General features: G+C 71.5%; 15 protein-coding genes. 6 read left to right on the top strand and 9 right to left on the bottom strand.

Annotated features, from left to right (window positions below):
- The coding region (locus IL992_RS43900; RefSeq protein ID WP_193209201.1) for an RICIN domain-containing protein at positions 1 to 576 on the top strand (576 nt) is incomplete at its 5' end.
- 115 nt (positions 577 to 691) lie between these two features.
- Here the strand turns inward: IL992_RS43900 and IL992_RS43895 are convergent.
- Genes IL992_RS43895 through arfA form a run of 4 tightly spaced genes read right to left on the bottom strand, consistent with a single transcriptional unit; the run spans position 692 to position 5,322 of the window.
- Positions 692 to 1,528 (bottom strand): carbohydrate ABC transporter permease, encoded by an 837-nt coding sequence (locus IL992_RS43895; protein ID WP_193209200.1) that lies wholly within the window; start codon positions 1,526 to 1,528, stop codon positions 692 to 694.
- Entirely contained in the window at positions 1,525 to 2,469 is a 945-nt protein-coding gene (locus tag IL992_RS43890) for a carbohydrate ABC transporter permease (RefSeq protein WP_319019223.1), read from the bottom strand. The genes IL992_RS43895 and IL992_RS43890 overlap by 4 nt, the downstream gene beginning before the upstream one ends.
- A complete protein-coding gene (locus IL992_RS43885; protein WP_193209199.1) occupies positions 2,466 to 3,803 on the bottom strand; it encodes an ABC transporter substrate-binding protein in 1,338 nt (445 codons plus the stop codon). The genes IL992_RS43890 and IL992_RS43885 overlap by 4 nt, the downstream gene beginning before the upstream one ends.
- A gap of 4 nt (positions 3,804 to 3,807) precedes the next feature.
- Entirely contained in the window at positions 3,808 to 5,322 is a 1,515-nt protein-coding gene (gene arfA, locus IL992_RS43880) for an arabinosylfuranosidase ArfA (protein WP_226874892.1), read from the bottom strand.
- A 187-nt stretch (positions 5,323 to 5,509) separates the two neighbouring features.
- Here arfA and IL992_RS43875 point away from each other — a divergent pair, with 187 nt between their 5' ends.
- Complete coding sequence (locus tag IL992_RS43875; protein WP_319019222.1) at positions 5,510 to 6,580, top strand: LacI family DNA-binding transcriptional regulator; 1,071 nt, start codon at positions 5,510 to 5,512, stop codon at positions 6,578 to 6,580.
- Between the two features lie 70 nt (positions 6,581 to 6,650).
- Here the strand turns inward: IL992_RS43875 and IL992_RS43870 are convergent, their stop codons facing one another.
- The 3 genes from IL992_RS43870 to IL992_RS43860 all read right to left on the bottom strand — a co-directional run bounded on the left by IL992_RS43870 (position 6,651) and on the right by IL992_RS43860 (position 9,408).
- Positions 6,651 to 7,844, bottom strand: a complete 1,194-nt coding sequence (locus IL992_RS43870) for a PP2C family protein-serine/threonine phosphatase (RefSeq protein ID WP_226874891.1) — start codon at positions 7,842 to 7,844, stop codon at positions 6,651 to 6,653.
- 134 nt (positions 7,845 to 7,978) lie between these two features.
- A complete protein-coding gene (locus tag IL992_RS43865; protein ID WP_193209195.1) occupies positions 7,979 to 8,650 on the bottom strand; it encodes a class I SAM-dependent methyltransferase in 672 nt (223 codons plus the stop codon).
- A gap of 59 nt (positions 8,651 to 8,709) precedes the next feature.
- Positions 8,710 to 9,408 (bottom strand): methyltransferase domain-containing protein, encoded by a 699-nt coding sequence (locus tag IL992_RS43860; protein ID WP_193209194.1) that lies wholly within the window; start codon positions 9,406 to 9,408, stop codon positions 8,710 to 8,712.
- 185 nt (positions 9,409 to 9,593) lie between these two features.
- Here IL992_RS43860 and IL992_RS43855 point away from each other — a divergent pair, with 185 nt between their 5' ends.
- Entirely contained in the window at positions 9,594 to 9,791 is a 198-nt protein-coding gene (locus IL992_RS43855) for a hypothetical protein (protein ID WP_193209193.1), read from the top strand.
- Here the strand turns inward: IL992_RS43855 and glpK (IL992_RS43850) are convergent, their stop codons facing one another.
- Positions 9,792 to 11,303 (bottom strand): glycerol kinase GlpK, encoded by a 1,512-nt coding sequence (glpK, locus tag IL992_RS43850; protein ID WP_193209192.1) that lies wholly within the window; start codon positions 11,301 to 11,303, stop codon positions 9,792 to 9,794.
- Positions 11,304 to 11,351: 48 nt separating this feature from the next.
- Positions 11,352 to 12,119 carry an IclR family transcriptional regulator gene (locus IL992_RS43845; protein WP_193209191.1) on the bottom strand — a complete coding sequence of 256 codons (768 nt, stop codon included), beginning with the start codon at positions 12,117 to 12,119 and terminating at the stop codon, positions 11,352 to 11,354.
- A 289-nt stretch (positions 12,120 to 12,408) separates the two neighbouring features.
- Here IL992_RS43845 and IL992_RS43840 point away from each other — a divergent pair, with 289 nt between their 5' ends.
- From IL992_RS43840 to IL992_RS43830, 3 genes are all read left to right on the top strand, one after another.
- Complete coding sequence (locus IL992_RS43840) at positions 12,409 to 13,245, top strand: MIP/aquaporin family protein (protein WP_193209190.1); 837 nt, start codon at positions 12,409 to 12,411, stop codon at positions 13,243 to 13,245.
- Positions 13,246 to 13,308: 63 nt separating this feature from the next.
- Complete coding sequence (gene glpK / locus IL992_RS43835) at positions 13,309 to 14,826, top strand: glycerol kinase GlpK (protein WP_193209189.1); 1,518 nt, start codon at positions 13,309 to 13,311, stop codon at positions 14,824 to 14,826.
- Positions 14,827 to 14,870: 44 nt separating this feature from the next.
- Positions 14,871 to 16,583: a glycerol-3-phosphate dehydrogenase/oxidase gene (locus tag IL992_RS43830; RefSeq protein WP_226874889.1), complete on the top strand. Its 1,713-nt coding sequence runs from the start codon at positions 14,871 to 14,873 to the stop codon at positions 16,581 to 16,583.
- The last annotated feature ends 60 nt before the right edge of the window (positions 16,584 to 16,643 follow it).

The raw sequence follows: 16,643 nt of genomic DNA, 5'->3' as shown, positions 1-16,643 counted from the left end.
ACCCGCACCCGCTACGGCAACACCGGCACCCAGGCCACCGTCGAAGGCATCAGCATCTCCGGCGTCGGCCACCAACTCCCCATGGCCGGCCAGCTCGCCTACGCCATCTCCTTCCTCGGCCTCGACGACACCACACCGTCGCCGTCCCCCTCACCCAGCCCCAGCCCCACCGCCACCCCCACTCCCGGTGGAGGTAGCGGGCCGATCAAGGGGGCGGCCTCCGGGCGCTGCCTGGACGTGCCCGGCGCGAGCACCACGGACGGCACCCAGGTGCAGCTGTGGGACTGCAACGGCCAGACCAACCAGACCTGGACCTCCACCTCCGCCGGCGAGATCCGGGTGTACGGCAACAAGTGCCTGGACGCCGCGGGCACCGGCAACGGCGCCAGGGTCCAGATCTACAGCTGCTGGGGCGGCGACAACCAGAAGTGGCGCGTCAACTCCGACGGCTCCATCGTCGGTGTCCAGTCCGGGCTGTGCCTGGACGCCGCCGGTGGCGGCACCGGCAACGGCACCGGGATCCAGCTCTACAGCTGCTGGGGCGGCACCAACCAGAAGTGGACCTGGACCAGGTAGCCCGCACCTGTCGAACGGGGTCCCGACCGTCCACGCTCGTCCGCCGCCGGGGACCGCGCGATCGCGTCCCCGGCGCCGGACGGCGGTTACGCCCCGTTTTCCCGCGGGGCGCCGATCATCCCTTCAGGCCGGAGCGGGAGATGCCCTCGATGATCCAGCGCTGGGCGACCAGGTAGAGCAGCAGCACCGGGACGCTGGCGATCATCGCTCCCGCCATGACCAGGTCGTATCGGATGTTGTTGGCGCTCTGGAAGTTGCCGAGGCCGGCGGGCAGCGTCAGCGACTCGGGGCTCAAAAGCACGAACAGGGGCCACAGGAAGTCGTTCCAGTTGGTGAGGAACGACAGCACGAACAGGGTCACCAGTGCGGGCTTGGCGAGCGGGAGCACGACGCGGGTGAAGGTCTGCCAGCGGTTGCAGCCGTCGAGCTCGGCCGCCTCCTCCAACTCCCCGGGCAGCGTGGTGAAGAACTGCCGCAGGAAGAAGACCCCGAACGCGCTGGCCGCCGCCGGCACGATGACCGCCGGCAGGCTGTCGACCCAGGCCAGCTCGTTGACGATGAGGAAGTTGGGCACGAGCAGCACCACCGGGGGCACGAACAGCGTCGCCACGATCACCGTGAACACGGCGCCACGGCCGCGGAAGTTCAGCCGGGCCAGCGCGTACGCCGCGGGGGCCGCGGTGACCAGGACGAGCGCGGCGTGCCCTGTCGCCGCCGCGAGGCTGTTGAGGAACCAGGAGACGACCGGGAAGTCGGTGCTGCCGAGGATCTCCCGGTACGCGCCGAGCGTGACAGGGTCGGGGATCCACTGTGGCGTGGTCGACCCCGCCCCCTCCCGCGTCTTGACCGACGTGACCGCCATGTAGACCAGCGGGCTGACGTAGAGGGCGGCGACCGACGCGAGGACGAGATGGAGCAACGATCGCCGCAGCCCGCGAAGATCCTTTCTCATTGCGCCCGCCTGTTCCTGAACGCGCCGAAGACGAGACCGCTCGCCGCCATCAGGAAGGCGGCCAGCACGAAGCTCATGGCCGACGCGGTGCCCATGTCGAACTGACGCAGGCCGGTCTCGGCGATGAGGTAGATGGCGGTCTTGGTCTGGTCGGCCGGAGCGCCCACCGTGATCAGGTACGACTGGCCGAACATGTTGGCCGAGGCGAGGATGGTGGCGTTGACCACGAAGAGCGTGACCGGGCGCAGGCCGGGCAGCGTGATCGCCCGGAACCGGTGCCAGGCGCCCGCCCCGTCGACCATCGCCGCCTCGTACAGCTCCCTGGGGATGTCCTGCAGCCCGGCGAGGAAGATCACCGAGTTGAGCCCGAGCGTCCACCAGACGGTCACGCCGATCAGCGCCACCCACGCGCCGGGCAGGTCGGTGGTCCACTGCACGTCGAGGCCGAGGTAGTGGTTGACCAGGCCGATGTTGCCGTCGAGCAGGAACCGCCACAGCACGCCGACCACCGCCACGCCCAGCACGTACGGCGCGAAGTAAACAGCCCGGTACAGGTTGCGGCCGCGGAACCGGCCGTTCATCAGCAGCGCGACGAGCAGCGGCAGCACGATCAGCAGGGGCACCGAGAACACCGTGAAGATCCCGGTCGCCTTCATCGCGGTCCAGAACCTCGACCCGTCCACGCTCGACGGGTCGAACAGCTCCGCGTAGTTGGACAGGCCCACGAACGGCTTCGCGGGGACGTTGATGTCCCACTCGTGCAGGCTGGTCCAGAAGCCGAACCCGATGGGCAGCGCCATGAACACCGCGAACAGCAGCAGGTAGGGCGCCAGGAAGGCCCACGGCGTCCAGGGGTGCATGCGGCGCACGGGAGCCCCCGGGGCGGTCTCGGACACCCCGGGGTCCCGCGCGGCCGTGCCGGCGCTGGTCAGCACGCTCACTTGGCGTACTTCCTCTTGTTGTCCGCCAGCAGCTTGTTCGCCGTGGCGACGCCCTCCTTCAGCGCGTCGGCGGGGGAGGACTGCTTGAGCACGGCCTTGGCCACGGCGAGCTCAAGCGCCTTGGTCTGCACGTCGCCGACGCCGGGAAGCGCCGGGATGAAGTGGAAGACGTCCAGGTTCTCGGCCAGCGTGATCTGCGGCAGCGAGGCCACCTGCGGGTCCTGACGTACGGAGTTGCGGGCGGGGATCATGCCGGCCTTGGCCCACTCGTTCGACCGCTCGGACATGTAGTCGATGAAGAACTTCGCCGCCTGCACCTTGTTGGCGTCCCGGCCCGCCTGGGCGGTCAGCACGAAGTTGTGGGAGGCGCTCCACACGGCCGGGGTGCCGCCGATGTTCGGCACGGGAGACAGGTCCCACTTCAGGCTCGGCGCGTTGGTCTTGAGGTCGTTGATCTGCCAGATGCCGTCCCAGGTGAGACTCACCTTGCCGTTCTTGAACGCGGCGTACTGGCTGTCGATCGCGACCTTCTCGGGGCTGAAGCCCTTGTCGATCTGCTCGACCATCCAGGCGAGGGCCTGCTCGCCGGCATCGGAGCCCCACAGAGCCTGCAGGCCGTCCTCGCTGTAGAGCTGCCCGCCGAACTGCCAGACCAGGCTCATGAACATCAGGTGGGCGGGCCACTTGTTCGGCATCCAGAAGGGATGCTCGATCCCCGCGTCCTTCAGGCCATCGAGCGCCTCGCCGTAGGCCGCCCTGTCGGCCGGGGCCTCCTTCAGGCCGATCTTGCCCAGGTGGTCGGTGTTCCAGTAGTCGCCCAGGCAGTGGACGTCGAGCGGCACGCTGTAACGCTTGCCGTCGTACTCGCCGGCCTTCCAGACCGCCGGGATGAAGTCCGACTCGGTGAGCCCGAGCGCGCCGACCACGTCGTCGAGCGGGATCAGCACCTGCCGGGCGGCGAACGTGCTGATCCAGTCGTTGTGGATGACGGCGACGTCGGGGCCCTTGCCGGCGGCGATCGCGGTCGGCACGGCCGGGTAGAGGTCGGCCCACTGCCGGGTGACGTTGCGCACCTCGATCCGGCCGCTGTAGGCCTTGTTGAACGCGTCGAGCATGGCGCGCATGTGCGGGCCGTCGCCCCCGGTGAAGCCGTTCCAGAAGTCGAGCGTCACCTTGGGCCCGCTGTACTCCCCGCCGGAGAACGTCGCCGCCTGCGACGGCGCGGTCTCGCCCGCGCCGAGCTTGGTGCCGCCGCCGCAGGCGGACAGCGCGGCGGCCAGACCGGTGGCGCCGGTGAGGCCGAGGAACGAGCGGCGGGACAGGGAATGTGTCATGGTGCTACTCCTGGGGGGACTCAGGGGCAAAACGGACGATAGTCCACGAAACGGGTGGAAGGGTGAGTTCGGCGCGGCGGCCGTTCATCCGCAGGCCGCTGCCGGGCCTCGGGGTCACGCGGTCGGGGGCGTCGGCGGTGTTGGCCGCCGACAAGTCGTCGTCGGTGATCTCCAGGTGCTCGACCGGCTGTACGGGCGCGCGCAGCTCCACGTCGAGGCGGCAGGGGCCGTGGCGGTCCCGGTTCACCACGAACAGCGCGATCTCGCCCGTGGCGTCGTCGTGGGTCGCCGTCGCCCAGATCGCCGGGGCGTCGCCGTACCGGGCGGTGGAGATCACCGGTCCCTCGGGCTCGACCCGCAGAACCTCGCCGCGGGCGTGCCGGGCCGTCAGCGCGAACGGATGGAAGATCGTCTGTCGCCATGCCGGGCCGCCGGGCTCGGTGCGGATCGGGGCGATCACGTTGGCGAGCTGCGCCTGGCACGCGATCTTCACCCGGTCGGCGTTGCGCAGCAGGGCGATCAGCAGACTGCCGACCACGACGGCGTCGGCCACGTCGTAGGTGTCCTCGATCAGACGCGGCGCCTCGGCCCACTCCAGCGACGACTCGCCCTTGAAGCGGCTCTGATACCAGACGTTCCACTCGTCGAACGACAGATCGATCCGCCGGGGGTTGCGCAGTTTCGCGCCGACGTGGTCGGCCGTGGCCGCAATGGAGCGGATCATGTGGTCCATGTCCGAGGCGCTGGCGAGGAAGGAGTCGACGTCGCCGTCGGAGGGGTCGTAGTAGGCGTGGAGCGAGACGTAGTCCACCATGTCGTAGGCCGCCTCGAGCACCTCCGCCTCCCAGCCCGCGAACGTCGGCATCCCGCTGTTGGAGCTGCCGCAGGCGACCAGCGACAGGCCGGGGTCGAACCGCTTGAGAGCGCGGGCCGTCTCCGCCGCCAGCCGGCCGTACTCCGCGGCCGTCTTGTGCCCGAGCTGCCACGGCCCGTCCAGCTCGTTGCCCAGGCACCACAACCGGATGTCGTACGGCTTGTCCGCGCCGTGCGCCCGGCGCAGCTCCGACATCCGGGTGCCGCCGGGGTAGTTGGCGTACTCGACGAGCTGGAGCGCCTCGGCGACGCCACGGGTGCCGAGGTTGAGCGCCATCATCGGCTCGACGCCGGCCTTCCCGGCCCACGCCATGAACTCGCCCAGCCCGAACCGGTTGCTCTCCAGGCTCCGCCAGGCGAGGTCGAGCCGGGGCGGCCGGTCCTCCACCGGGCCGACGCCGTCCTCCCACTGATAGTTGGAGACGAAGTTGCCCCCCGGGTAGCGCACGAGCGTGACGCCGAGCTCGCGGGTCAGCTCCAGCACGTCGGTGCGGAAGCCGTCGGCGTCGGCCGCCGGATGGCCGGGCTCGAAGACGCCCGTATAGACGCAGCGCCCCATGTGCTCGACGAACGAGCCGAACAGCCGGGGCTCGACCGGGGCGATCCGGAAGGCGGGGTCAAGGGTCAGACGAGCCGGCGACGCCAAGGCACGACCTCTCTGTTGATGCGACATTTCGTGGTACGAGGGTTTGTACAACGTTGTTTCAACGTTGTAAACAGGTCTCCTGAGACTCGATACCAGGGCGTTACGATCGGATGCCGTACGGCCGCGACGTGCCGTACGACCCCGTCGTACGACGCGAGAGGCAGCGTGAAGTGAGCGTGAAGTGGGAGTGAGTCTGCGGGATGTGGCGCAGCTGGCCGGGGTGTCGGTGAAGACGGTGTCCAACGTGGTCAACGGCTACGCGCACGTCTCGCCGGCCACACGCGCCAAGGTCGAGCGGGCCCTGTCCCAGCTCGACTACCGGCCCAACCTGTCGGCCCGCAACCTGCGCCTCGGCCGTACCGGGGTGATCGCGCTCGCGCTGCCCGAACTCGACGCGCCGTATTTCGCGGAGCTGTCCCGGTTCGTGATCGACGCGGCGGCCGAGCAGAAGTGGATCGTCGTGATCGAGCAGACCGACGGCAGCCTGGAGCGGGAGCGCCGGGTGCTCGACGGGGTGCGCGACCACCGGGTGGACGGCGTCATCCTCAGCCCGGTCTCGATCGGCGTGGAGGAACTGGCCGCCCGCACCGACGACGCCGCGCTGGTCCTACTGGGGGAGCGGATCTACGACGGGCCGGCCGACCATGTCGCGATCGACAACGTGCGGGCCGCCCGCGACGTCACCGAGCACCTCATCGGGCTGGGCCGCACGCGGATCGCGGCGCTCGGCGCGCAGGACACCTCTGTCAGCGGCACCTCGCCGCTGCGCCTGGCCGGGTACGCCGAGGCGATGACGGCGCACGGGCTGCCGCAGACCATCGCCGAGGTGGAGCGGTACCGGCGGGCCGAGGGCGCCGCGGCCATGGCCCGGCTGCTGGCCGCGCCGCGGCTGCCCGACGCGGTCTTCTGCTTCAACGACCTGCTGGCGCTCGGTGCGATGCGCACGATCCTCGCCGCCGGGCTGCGGGTCCCCGAGGACATCGCGCTGGCGGGCCTGGACGACATCGAGGACGGCCGCTACAGCACGCCGACGCTGACCACGGTGGCGCCGGACAAGGCGCAGCTCGCCCGCATCGCGGTCGACCTGCTGCGGGCCCGCCTGGACGGCAGGGCCGCCGGCCCGCCGCGCGAGGTGCGGGCCGACTACCGCCTCGTCGTACGCGAGAGCACCGCCGGACGGACCGTGGACGGCCTGATCCCGCCTCGGCCCCCCATCGCCTCAGCGGGAGCGGACATGCCGGAGGAAAGACGGCTCTGACTCCGTGACCCGTGGCACCGCCCCGCTCGTCCCGCGGGTGTGCCTCGGACGCCGCGGGCGGGTAAATGGGCTAGGCGCTCAGTTTCTCGTGCGCGCTGCCGTGCCACTCGACGAGCAGCACCGTGGCGTCGTCGTGCAGCCGGTTGTCGTGATACTCCATCACGGTCCGGATCAGGCGGCGCAGCGTCTCGGGCACCGGCAGCCCGGCGGCGTTCTGCCGGATCACGAACTCGACGAACCGGCCCAGCCCGAACTCACCGCTGTCGGGGCTGCGCATCTCGGTGATGCCGTCCGTGTAGAGCAAGAGCCGGTCACCGGGCTCCAGCTGCTCCCGGCAGAGCGTGACGGGCAGGCCGAGGTCGAGTCCCATCGGGTGGGCGGGCGGGCACTTCAAGGTGGAGATCCAGCGGCCCTGGCGGATCAGCACCGGCGCGTGATGGCCGCGGTTGACCCAGCTGAACACTCCGGTGCCGAGATCGAGGTCGCCGATGATCGCCGTGACGAAGCGGTCGCCCCGGCCGAACTCGTCGATCAGGACCCGCTCGATCGCCTCGCTGTTGCGCACCAGGCCCATGCCCTGCCGCCGGTGGTTGCGGCAGGCGGCGATCGCGAGGTTCGCGGTCAGCCCGGCCGCGACGTCGTGGCCCATGGCGTCGAAGATTCCCACGTGCGCCTGCCGGCCGGAGGTGGAGTAGTCGAAGGCGTCGCCGCCGATCTCGTACGCCGGCTCCAGCACCGCGCCGATCGTCACCTTCGGTGTGGCGAACGTCAGCGGGGGCATCAGGTTCCACTGCATCTCCGCCGCGACGTTCATCGGCCGGCTCCGCACGAGCCGCGCGTGACAGTCGCTGAACGAGCGCTTGCTCACGACGATCAGCGCGATGAGGGAGGACAGGTGCCGCATGCGGTCGCGGACTTCGTCGTCCTCGGCCGAAGGGGCGAAGCACAGCACGCCGAGACGCTCGGTGCCGTCCAGCATGGGGACCCACCACTGGCCCGGGGTGTCGCCCTCCGATCCGCCCCGCAGCATGCGCACCTCCTGCAGGGCGCGTCCGGCGAGCGTGGTGTCGATCTTCAGTTCCTCCGGCTGGGCGTCCTCTCCGCCGGGGCCGCACAACCGGCGCAGCACGCTCTGCTGCAGGTCGGCCAGGTAGATGCCGATCTCCTCGAAGCCCGCCTCGCCTTTGAGGCGGCCGACCAGCGACGGGATGTCCTCGAACGCCGCCAGATGGCTGTCCTCCAGTATGCCCGTCAGCGCGCGCAACAGCCCACGATCATGAGAAGGGGGGATGCCCTGCTCCATCTGCCCACCCCCGTGGTCCCGCACCACCTACCCACGATGCGCCATAACCTGTCGTGCGAGCAGGACCGCCATGACATTTTGGGGAACGAATTACCTCAGTCTCGGGCGAACTCGGCGACCCAGCGGCGTACCGGCGGGGTCTCGTCGTCGTACACGTCCCGTACGCGCACCGGGCGCAGCCCGCCGGTCGCGAACGCGTCGATCTCGGCTCGGGTGAGGGGCCAGGGCATCCGGCCCGCCGGGTCGCTCTCCTCCCGGGCGCGGGCGACCACCAGCAGCGTGCCGCCGGGGGCGACCAGCGAGCCGGCCGCGCGGACGGCCCGCTCGCGCGGGTCGCCGCGCAGCACCTGAACCGTGTAGATCTCCACCACCAGGTCGTACGCCTGCCGCCACTCCTCCGGCGGGGCGAGCAGGTCGGCGGTGACGTACCGCACGGCGGAGCCGGGGAAGCGGCTCCGGGCGGCCCTGACGGCGGAGGGCGAGACGTCGAAGGCGGTCACCGCCCAGCCCAGGCCGGCCAGGTATTCGGCGTCGTCGCCCATGCCGCATCCCACGACCAGCGCCGTGCGCCCCTCGCCGGCACGGCCGCCGGCCCACTCGACCAGGTGCGGGTTGGCGACCCGGTGGGCCCAGGGGACCAGGGCCTCGCCCCGCTCGGCCGCCGAGTACAGCGGCTCGAACCAGCCGACCGGATCACCCTTCTCCACGTGCGCCGCGGCCAGCCGCCGGACGTACTCGCGCTGCTCTTCCACCGTCTCGCCGGTCATCGCTCTCCTTGTGCCCGGATCGGGTTCCAGCGGCAGCCTCTCACGAACCGGCGGCCCGCTCAGTCGAAGAATCGGGCCAGCCGCCGCTCGCAGGCGGGCTCCCGGCCGTCCTTGGCCGGAACCAGGTCGGCGAAGACCGTGGACTCGTCGCGCGTGACCAGCAGCGGATACCAGCAGCGGCCCGCGTCGTCGGGCCGGCACAGGTGCTTGAACGTCTGCACGTCGATCAGCCGGACGTGCGTCGGGTCGGCCACCGCGTTGACGTGCCGCCACCAGGGCGCCAGGACGTGCAGCACGCCGCCCGGCCGCAGCACGCGGTGGCACTCGCGCAGCAGGGGCAGGTAGTCGGCCAGGTGCTCCAGCACGTGCACCACGAAGATCTGGTCCACCGACTCGTCCGCCAGCGGCACCCCGTACGCCAGGTCGGCCAGCACGTCGACCACCGGGCCGGGGCGCAGGTCGATGCCGACGTTGTCGCGGTGCTGCTTGGTGCCGCCACAGCCGAGGTCGACGACCCGGGGCGGGACGCCGCCCACCCGCACCCGGTCCCACACCGCCAGCACCCCGGCCAGCCGGCCGAGACGCTCGCGGAGCATGGCGAGGTCGGCGGCGGCCGGCACGTCGCCGTCGACGTGCGCCACCCCGCCGTCGAAGCGGACCCGCACGTCCAGGCCGCGCAGCCGGGGATCGTGCGCCAGGAGGTCGGCCGCCGCCTCCTCGAGGTCCCGGTCGACCAGGTCATGCCGACGCCTGTCCATCCCGTCCACTCCTCGCTCCGATCACCTGTCGTCTACCCCCGGGAGGCCGGGGCGTACGCATGACGGGTCTTTGCGAGGATGAATGGAAGCCGTACGACGGGGGCAGGTGAGCGGTCATGCGTGATCCGCGGGCCGGGGGGACCGGCGGACAGCGGAGAGGACACGTGGGAGGAGACGCGGACGTGGTGGCGGACAGATCCGGAGCAACGGACGCGAGGGGCACCTCGCCCGAGCCGCTGACGCCGGAACCGGACGACGAGGGCCTGGAGGCGATGATCGGCGGTGCGTCCGACATCGAGACGCCGGCCGCCGAGACGCCGCCGGCGACAGGCGACGAGTCGGCGATGCCCGAACCCGAGCCGGACATCGGGCCCACTTCATGATCAACCGGCGGTGGGCTTGATCCAGTCGAAGGCGCGCTCGACCGCCCGCCGCCAGTTGTCGTACTCGTCCTCGCGCCGTTTCGGGTCCATCGCCGGCGTCCACTGGGCGGCGCGGTGCCAGTTGCGCCGCAGGCCCTCCAGGTCGGGCCAGTAGCCGACGGCGAGCCCGGCGGCGTACGCCGCGCCGAGGGAGACGGTCTCCGCGACCATGGGCCGGACCACCGGCACGTCCAGCACGTCGGCGATGAACTGCATGAGCAGGTTGTCGGACGTCATGCCGCCGTCGACCTTGAGCGTGGTGAGCGCGATGCCCGCGTCGGCGTTCATGGCGTCGACCACCTCGCGGGTCTGCCAGCCCGTGGCCTCCAGCACAGCCCGGGCGAGGTGGCCCTTGGTGATGTACGAGGTGAGCCCGACGATGACCCCGCGGGCCTCGCTGCGCCAGTGGGGCGCGAACAGCCCGGAGAACGCCGGGACGATGTAGCAGCCGCCGTTGTCGTCGACCGTGCGGGCCAGGGTCTCGATCTCCGGGGCGGTGCTGATGATCCCCAGCCGGTCCCTGAACCACTGCACGAGCGCGCCGGTGATCGCGATGGAGCCCTCCAGGGCGTACACCGCGGGCTGGTCGCCGATCTGGTAGCCGACCGTCGTGAGCAGGCCGTGGGTGGAGGCGACCGGCTCGGTGCCGGTGTTGAGCAGCAGGAAGGCGCCCGTGCCGTAGGTGCACTTGGCCTCGCCGCGGTGGAAGCAGGTCTGCCCGAACAGCGCGGCCTGCTGGTCGCCGAGCGCGGCGGAGATCCGCACGCCGGGCAGCACCCGCCGGGCCACGCCGTACGTCTCGCTGGACGGGCGGATCTCCGGCAGCATCGCGCGGGGAATGCCGAAGAAGCCGAGCAGCACGGGGTCCCAGTCGAGGTCGCGCAGGTTCATCAGCAGCGTGCGGCTGGCGTTGGTCACGTCGGTGACGTGGACGCCGCCGTCCGGGCCGCCGGTGAGGTTCCAGATGAGCCAGCTCTCCATCGTGCCGAACAGGATCTCGCCGCGCTCGGCCCGCTCGCGCAGCCCGTCGGTGTCGTCCAGCAGCCACCGGACGGTGGGGGCGGAGAAGTACGTGGCCAGGGGCAGGCCGCACCGCTCGCGCACCACGTGCGCGTCGGGGCGGCGGGACAGCTCGTCCACCAGGGTGTCGGTCCGGGTGTCCTGCCAGACGACGGCGGGGGTGACCGGCACGCCCGTGCGCCGGTCCCACAGCACGGTCGTCTCCCGCTGGTTGGCGATGCCGACGGCGGCGACCTCGCCCGGCCCGATGCCCGCCTGGGCGAGCGCCTCCGGGCCGATCCGCTCCAGGTTGCGCCAGATCTCGACGGCGTCGTGCTCCACCCACCCGGGACGCGGGAAGTGCTGCTTGTGCTCCCGCTGCGTCACCGAGACCAGACGGCCGCGCTGGTCGAACAGGATGCATCGGGTCGAGGTGGTGCCTTGGTCGATGGACATCACATAACGCTGGGTCACGGCGGGCCTACCTTCGGGCGGCGGATGCGGTGTGGGGGGTGGGGAGGGTCACCAGCGGGAGGCGCCGAGGTCGCGGGAGACGGCCCGCGCCGCGTCGCGCACATAGCCCACCAGGTCGGGGCGGGGGCGCCCGCCGGAGTCGCAGATCCGCTCGGTGGCGCCGGAGATGCCCATCGCGCCCACCACGAGTCCCCCGTACCCCCTGATGGGGGCGGCCACCCCCGCCTCGCCCATGCCGGCCTCGTCGACGTCCGACGCCCAGCCGTGCTCGCGCACGGTCGCGAGCATGCGCGACATCTCCCTGTGCGTGCGCACCGTGCGGCGGGTGAACTGCTCCAGCTCCCCGTCCTGTACGGCGGCGGCCGCGTTGGCGTCGTAGGCGAGCAGCACCTTGCCGATCGCCGTGGCGTGCATGGGCAGGAGCATGCCGACGTCGAGCGTCTGCAGGCTGTCGTCGGGACGGAAGACGTGGTGGACGACCAGGACCTTGCCCTGGAGGTGGGTGCCGATCCGCACCGCCTCGCCGCTGCGCGCGGCCAGGGCGTCGGCCCAGTTGATCGCCCGCGAGCGGAGCTCGTTCACGTCGAGGTAGCTGGTGCCCAGGTGCAGCAGCGCCGCACCGAGCTGGTATTTGCCCGTCGCCTCGTCCTGCTCGACGAAGCCGACGAGCTGGAGGGTGCGCAGGATGCCGTGCGCCGTGCCGCGGGCCAGTCCCAGGGAGTTCGCGATCTCGGTGAGGCCGAGCCGCCCCGATCCCTGGGCGAGCAGCCGCAGGATCGCGGCGGCGCGCTCGATGGACTGGACCGGACCTGGCACGCCCCGGATCCTAGCGATGCCGGAAGGCGTTCGACAATGCCGACACCTGGCCGCGAACAGCGGGATGTGCTGCTGGAAGATCTTTTGTCGACGGATGGGTTTGCGCGAAATGTGATTGTTCGCGTCATACCCGGGGAGCGTAGTACGACGTTCTGAGTGTGACCAGTGTTCGACAATGCCGACGATCATTCGTTGACGCTCCCTTGGGCGCCGTTTAACGTCCGGACAACCGGCAGCGCTCACACCGAGCACTTCGGAGATGTGACGGGCGTGGTCAAGGAGGAGACACATGGCGGAAGGGCGAAGCGACCGGCGGCTACTCAACCCGTTCGCGGGTGAGCTCGCGGCCGAGTTCGCGGGTACGGCGATCCTCATCCTGTTCGGCGTCGGCGTCGTGGCCCAGGTGGTGGCGGGCGGCATCGGCGACCACGACAGCATCGCGTGGGCGTGGGGCCTGGGGGTGACCCTCGGCGTCTACACGGCCGCCCGCATCAGCGGCGCCCACCTCAACCCGGCCGTCACGGTCGCCCTCGCCGTCTTCAAGGGCTTTTCCTGGCGGAAGGTCCTGCCGTACGCGCTGGCGCAGACCGCGGGCGCCTTCGTGGCGGCGCTGCTCGTCCGCTGGAACTACAGCGAGGTCCTGGCCAAGGTGGACCCCGGGCACACGATCAAGACGCAGGGGGTCTTCTCCACCCTTCCCGGCAACGGCGCGCTGCCGGTCACCCAGTGGGGAGCGCTGCGCGACCAGATCATCGGCACGGCGATCCTGCTGTTCCTGATCTTCGCGATCTCCGACGAGCGCAACTCGGCGCCGCTCGCCAACCTCGCGCCGGTCATCGTCGGCCTGCTCGTGGTCGCGATCGGCATGGCGTGGGGGACCGACGCCGGCTACGCCATCAACCCCGCCCGCGACTTCGGCCCGCGCCTCGCCTCGTTCTTCACGGGGTACGGCTCGGCCTTCCGCGACCAGTACGGTGGGCTCTACTTCTGGGTGCCGATCATCGGCCCGCTGGTCGGCGGCGTCATCGGCGCCGGGCTCTACCAGCTCCTGGTCGCCCGCTTCCTGCCGCGTACGGACGCGCCCGAGCCCGGCCGCACGCCGGAGCCCGCCGCGCAGGCCGGCTGATCACCCCCGGGCCGAGACCAGCAACGCCCGATCCACAGAGCTCACACGAGAGGCGCAACGAGAATGGCAGACTACGTCGGCGCGGTCGACCAGGGGACGACCAGCACCCGCTTCATGATCTTCGATCACGGGGGCAACGAGGTCGCCCGCCACCAGCTGGAACACCAGCAGATCCTGCCGCAGGCGGGCTGGGTCGAGCACAACCCGACCGAGATCTGGGAGCGCACCCGGGCGGTCGTCGAGACCGCGATGCGGACCGCGGGCCTGCAGGCCTCCGACCTCGCGGCGCTCGGCATCACCAACCAGCGCGAGACCGCCGTCGTCTGGGACCGGCGCACCGGACGGCCGTACTACAACGCCATCGTCTGGCAGGACACGCGCACCGACCGCATCGCCTCCGCCCTGGAGCGGGAGGGCAAGGGCGAGGTGATCCGGCGCAAGGCGGGACTGCCGCCCGCCACCTATTTCTCGGGCGGGAAGATCCAGTGGATCCTGGAGAACGTCCCCGGCGTGCGCGAGGCCGCCGAGCGCGGCGACGCGATCTTCGGCAACACCGACACCTGGTTGCTGTGGAACATGACGGGCGGCGTCGACGGCGGCGTCCACGTCACCGACCCGACCAACGCCAGCCGGACGATGCTGATGAACCTGGAGAGGCTCGACTGGGACGACGAGCTGCTGTCGTTCTTCGGCGTGCCCCGCCAGATGCTCCCCGAGATCCGGCCCTCCTCCAACCCCGACCTGTACGGCGTGACCCGCGCCGGCGGCCCGCTCGGCGGCGAGGTGCCCCTCGCGGGCGACCTCGGCGACCAGCAGGCCGCGACCGTCGGCCAGGTGTGCTTCGAGCCCGGCTCGGCCAAGAACACCTACGGCACCGGCAACTTCCTGCTGCTCAACACGGGCACCGAGCTCGTGCGCTCCCAGCACGGCCTGCTCACCACGGTCTGCTACCAGTTCGGCTCGGCCAAGCCCGTGTACGCACTGGAGGGGTCGATCGCGGTCACCGGCTCGGCGGTGCAGTGGCTGCGCGACCAGCTCGGCATCATCTCCGGCGCCTCGCAGAGCGAGGCGCTCGCCCGGCAGGTCGACGACAACGGCGGCGTCTACTTCGTGCCCGCGTTCTCCGGCCTGTTCGCGCCCTACTGGCGGTCCGACGCCCGCGGCGCCATCGTCGGCCTGTCCCGCTACAACACCAACGCCCACCTGGCCCGCGCCACGCTCGAATCGATCTGCTACCAGACCAAGGACGTGGTCGGCGCGATGGAGCAGGACTCCGGCGTCGTCCTCGACGTGCTGCGGGTGGACGGCGGCGTGACGGCCAACGAGCTGTGCATGCAGCTTCAGGCCGACATCCTCGGCGTCCCGGTGTCGCGCCCGGTGGTCGCCGAGACCACCGCGCTCGGCGCCGCGTACGCCGCCGGGCTGGCCGTCGGCTTCTGGAAGTCCACCGACGACCTCAAGCGGAACTGGCACGAGGACCGCCGCTGGGAGCCCACCTGGAGCGACGAGCAGCGCGAGCGCGGCTACGCCGGATGGCGCAAGGCCGTCCAGCGGACGCTCGACTGGGTCGACGTCGACTGACCTGCCTGAACAACGAGGGAGTTAACACCGATATGTCTGTACCCATGGGTCCCCGCGCTCGGGAGGCGGCGCTGCGGAGGCTGGCCGAGGACGAGTTCGACGTCCTGGTCGTCGGCGGCGGGGTGGTCGGCGCCGGCGTCGCGCTCGACGCGGTCTCGCGTGGCCTGTCCGTCGCGCTGGTGGAGGCCCGTGACCTCGCGGCCGGCACCTCGAGCCGGTCGAGCAAGCTGATCCACGGCGGGCTGCGCTACCTCGAGCAGCTCGACTTCCGGCTGGTGCGGGAGGCGCTCAGGGAACGGGGCCTGCTGGTGACCCGGCTGGCCCCGCACCTGGTCCGGCCGGTGCCGTTCCTGTTCCCGCTGCGTCACCGCGTGTGGGAGCGCGGCTACGTCGGCGCGGGCGTGCTGCTGTACGACACGCTCGGCGGCGCCCGCGCGCTGCCGCGGCACCGCCAGCTCAGCCACAGCCGGGCCCTGCGCGAGGCCCCCGGCCTGCGCAGCGACGCGCTCGTCGGGGCGATCCAGTACTACGACGCCCAGGTCGACGACGCCCGCTTCACGATGATGGTGGCCCGCACGGCCATGCAGTACGGCGCCTGCGTCACCACCCGCACCAAGGTCACCGGGTTCCTGCGTGACGAGTTGCCGGACGGAGGGGGACGTGTCACCGGCGCGGTGGTGCGCGACCTGGAGGGCGGCGCCGAGCTGCGCGTCAGGGCCCGCCAGGTGATCAACGCCACCGGCGTGTGGACCGACGAGATCCAGCGGCTCGCGGGGGCGTCGCCGGGCTCGCGGGGGTCGGTGACCGTCCAGGCGTCCAAGGGCGTGCACCTCGTCGTGCCGCGGGAGCGGATCCGCCTCGACACCGGGCTGATCCTGCGCACCGAGAAGAGCGTGCTGTTCGTGATCCCCTGGGGCCCGCACTGGATCGTCGGCACCACCGACACCCCCTGGGACCTGGACAAGGTCGAGCCGGCCCCCACGCGGGCCGACATCGACTACATCCTGGAGCACGTCAACGCCGTGCTGCGGACGCCGCTCACCCACGACGACATCGAGGGCGTGTACGCGGGCCTGCGCCCGCTGCTGGGCGGGTCGGGGTCGGAGACCGTCAAGCTGTCCAGGGAGCACGCGGTCATCCGGCCCGAGCCCGGCCTGGTCATCGTCGCGGGCGGCAAGTACACCACCTACCGGGTGATGGCCGAGGACGCCGTCGACGTCGCAGCGGCCGGACTCGGCCAGGACGTGCCCGCGTCGGTCACCGACCGCGTCCCCGTCCTCGGGGCCGCCGGTTTCGAGGCGCTGCGCAACAACAGGCGCCGCCTCGCCGGGCGCGCGGGGCTGCCCGTCGCGCGCGTCGAGCACCTGCTCGGCCGCTACGGCTCCTGCGTCGAGGAGGTGCTCGCGCTCGTCGAGGCCGACCCCGGCCTTGGCGAGCCGATCCCCGGCGCGGAGGGCTACCTCAAGGCCGAGGCCGTGTACGCGGTCACGCACGAGGGGGCGCTGCACCTGGAGGACGTCCTGGTCCGCCGCACCCGCGTCTTCATCGAGGAGCGGGACCACGGGCTCGCGGCGGCCCCCGAGGTCGCCGTGCTGATCGCGCCCGTCCTCGGCTGGGACGACGACCGGGTGCGCGCGGAGATCGACGCCTACCGGTCCGGCGTGGAGGCCGACCTCGCCGCGCAGCGTGAGATCGACGACGCCGCCGCCAACGCCGTACGGCTCGCGGCGGCCGCCCCGGCGCAGCACGTGGCCTGAGCCAGGTCCGCGGCAATGTGGGAAGGGCCTCCTTGATCCGGCTGCGCAAACCGACCTGGA

The organism is Microbispora sitophila, assembly GCF_014892245.1.
Taxonomy (GTDB): domain Bacteria; phylum Actinomycetota; class Actinomycetes; order Streptosporangiales; family Streptosporangiaceae; genus Microbispora; species Microbispora siamensis.
Note: the sequence above shows the minus strand (reverse complement) of the source record. Positions and strands in the feature narration are given on the sequence as shown.

Coding starts and splice junctions, on each gene's coding strand:
- IL992_RS43895 (WP_193209200.1), bottom strand. CDS start 1,528: ATGAGAAAGGATCTTCGCGGGCTGCGGCGATCGTTGCTCCATCTCGTC.
- IL992_RS43860 (WP_193209194.1), bottom strand. CDS start 9,408: ATGGACAGGCGTCGGCATGACCTGGTCGACCGGGACCTCGAGGAGGCG.
- IL992_RS43830 (WP_226874889.1), top strand. CDS start 14,871: ATGGGTCCCCGCGCTCGGGAGGCGGCGCTGCGGAGGCTGGCCGAGGAC.
- IL992_RS43865 (WP_193209195.1), bottom strand. CDS start 8,650: ATGACCGGCGAGACGGTGGAAGAGCAGCGCGAGTACGTCCGGCGGCTG.
- glpK (WP_193209189.1), top strand. CDS start 13,309: ATGGCAGACTACGTCGGCGCGGTCGACCAGGGGACGACCAGCACCCGC.
- IL992_RS43885 (WP_193209199.1), bottom strand. CDS start 3,803: ATGACACATTCCCTGTCCCGCCGCTCGTTCCTCGGCCTCACCGGCGCC.
- IL992_RS43840 (WP_193209190.1), top strand. CDS start 12,409: ATGGCGGAAGGGCGAAGCGACCGGCGGCTACTCAACCCGTTCGCGGGT.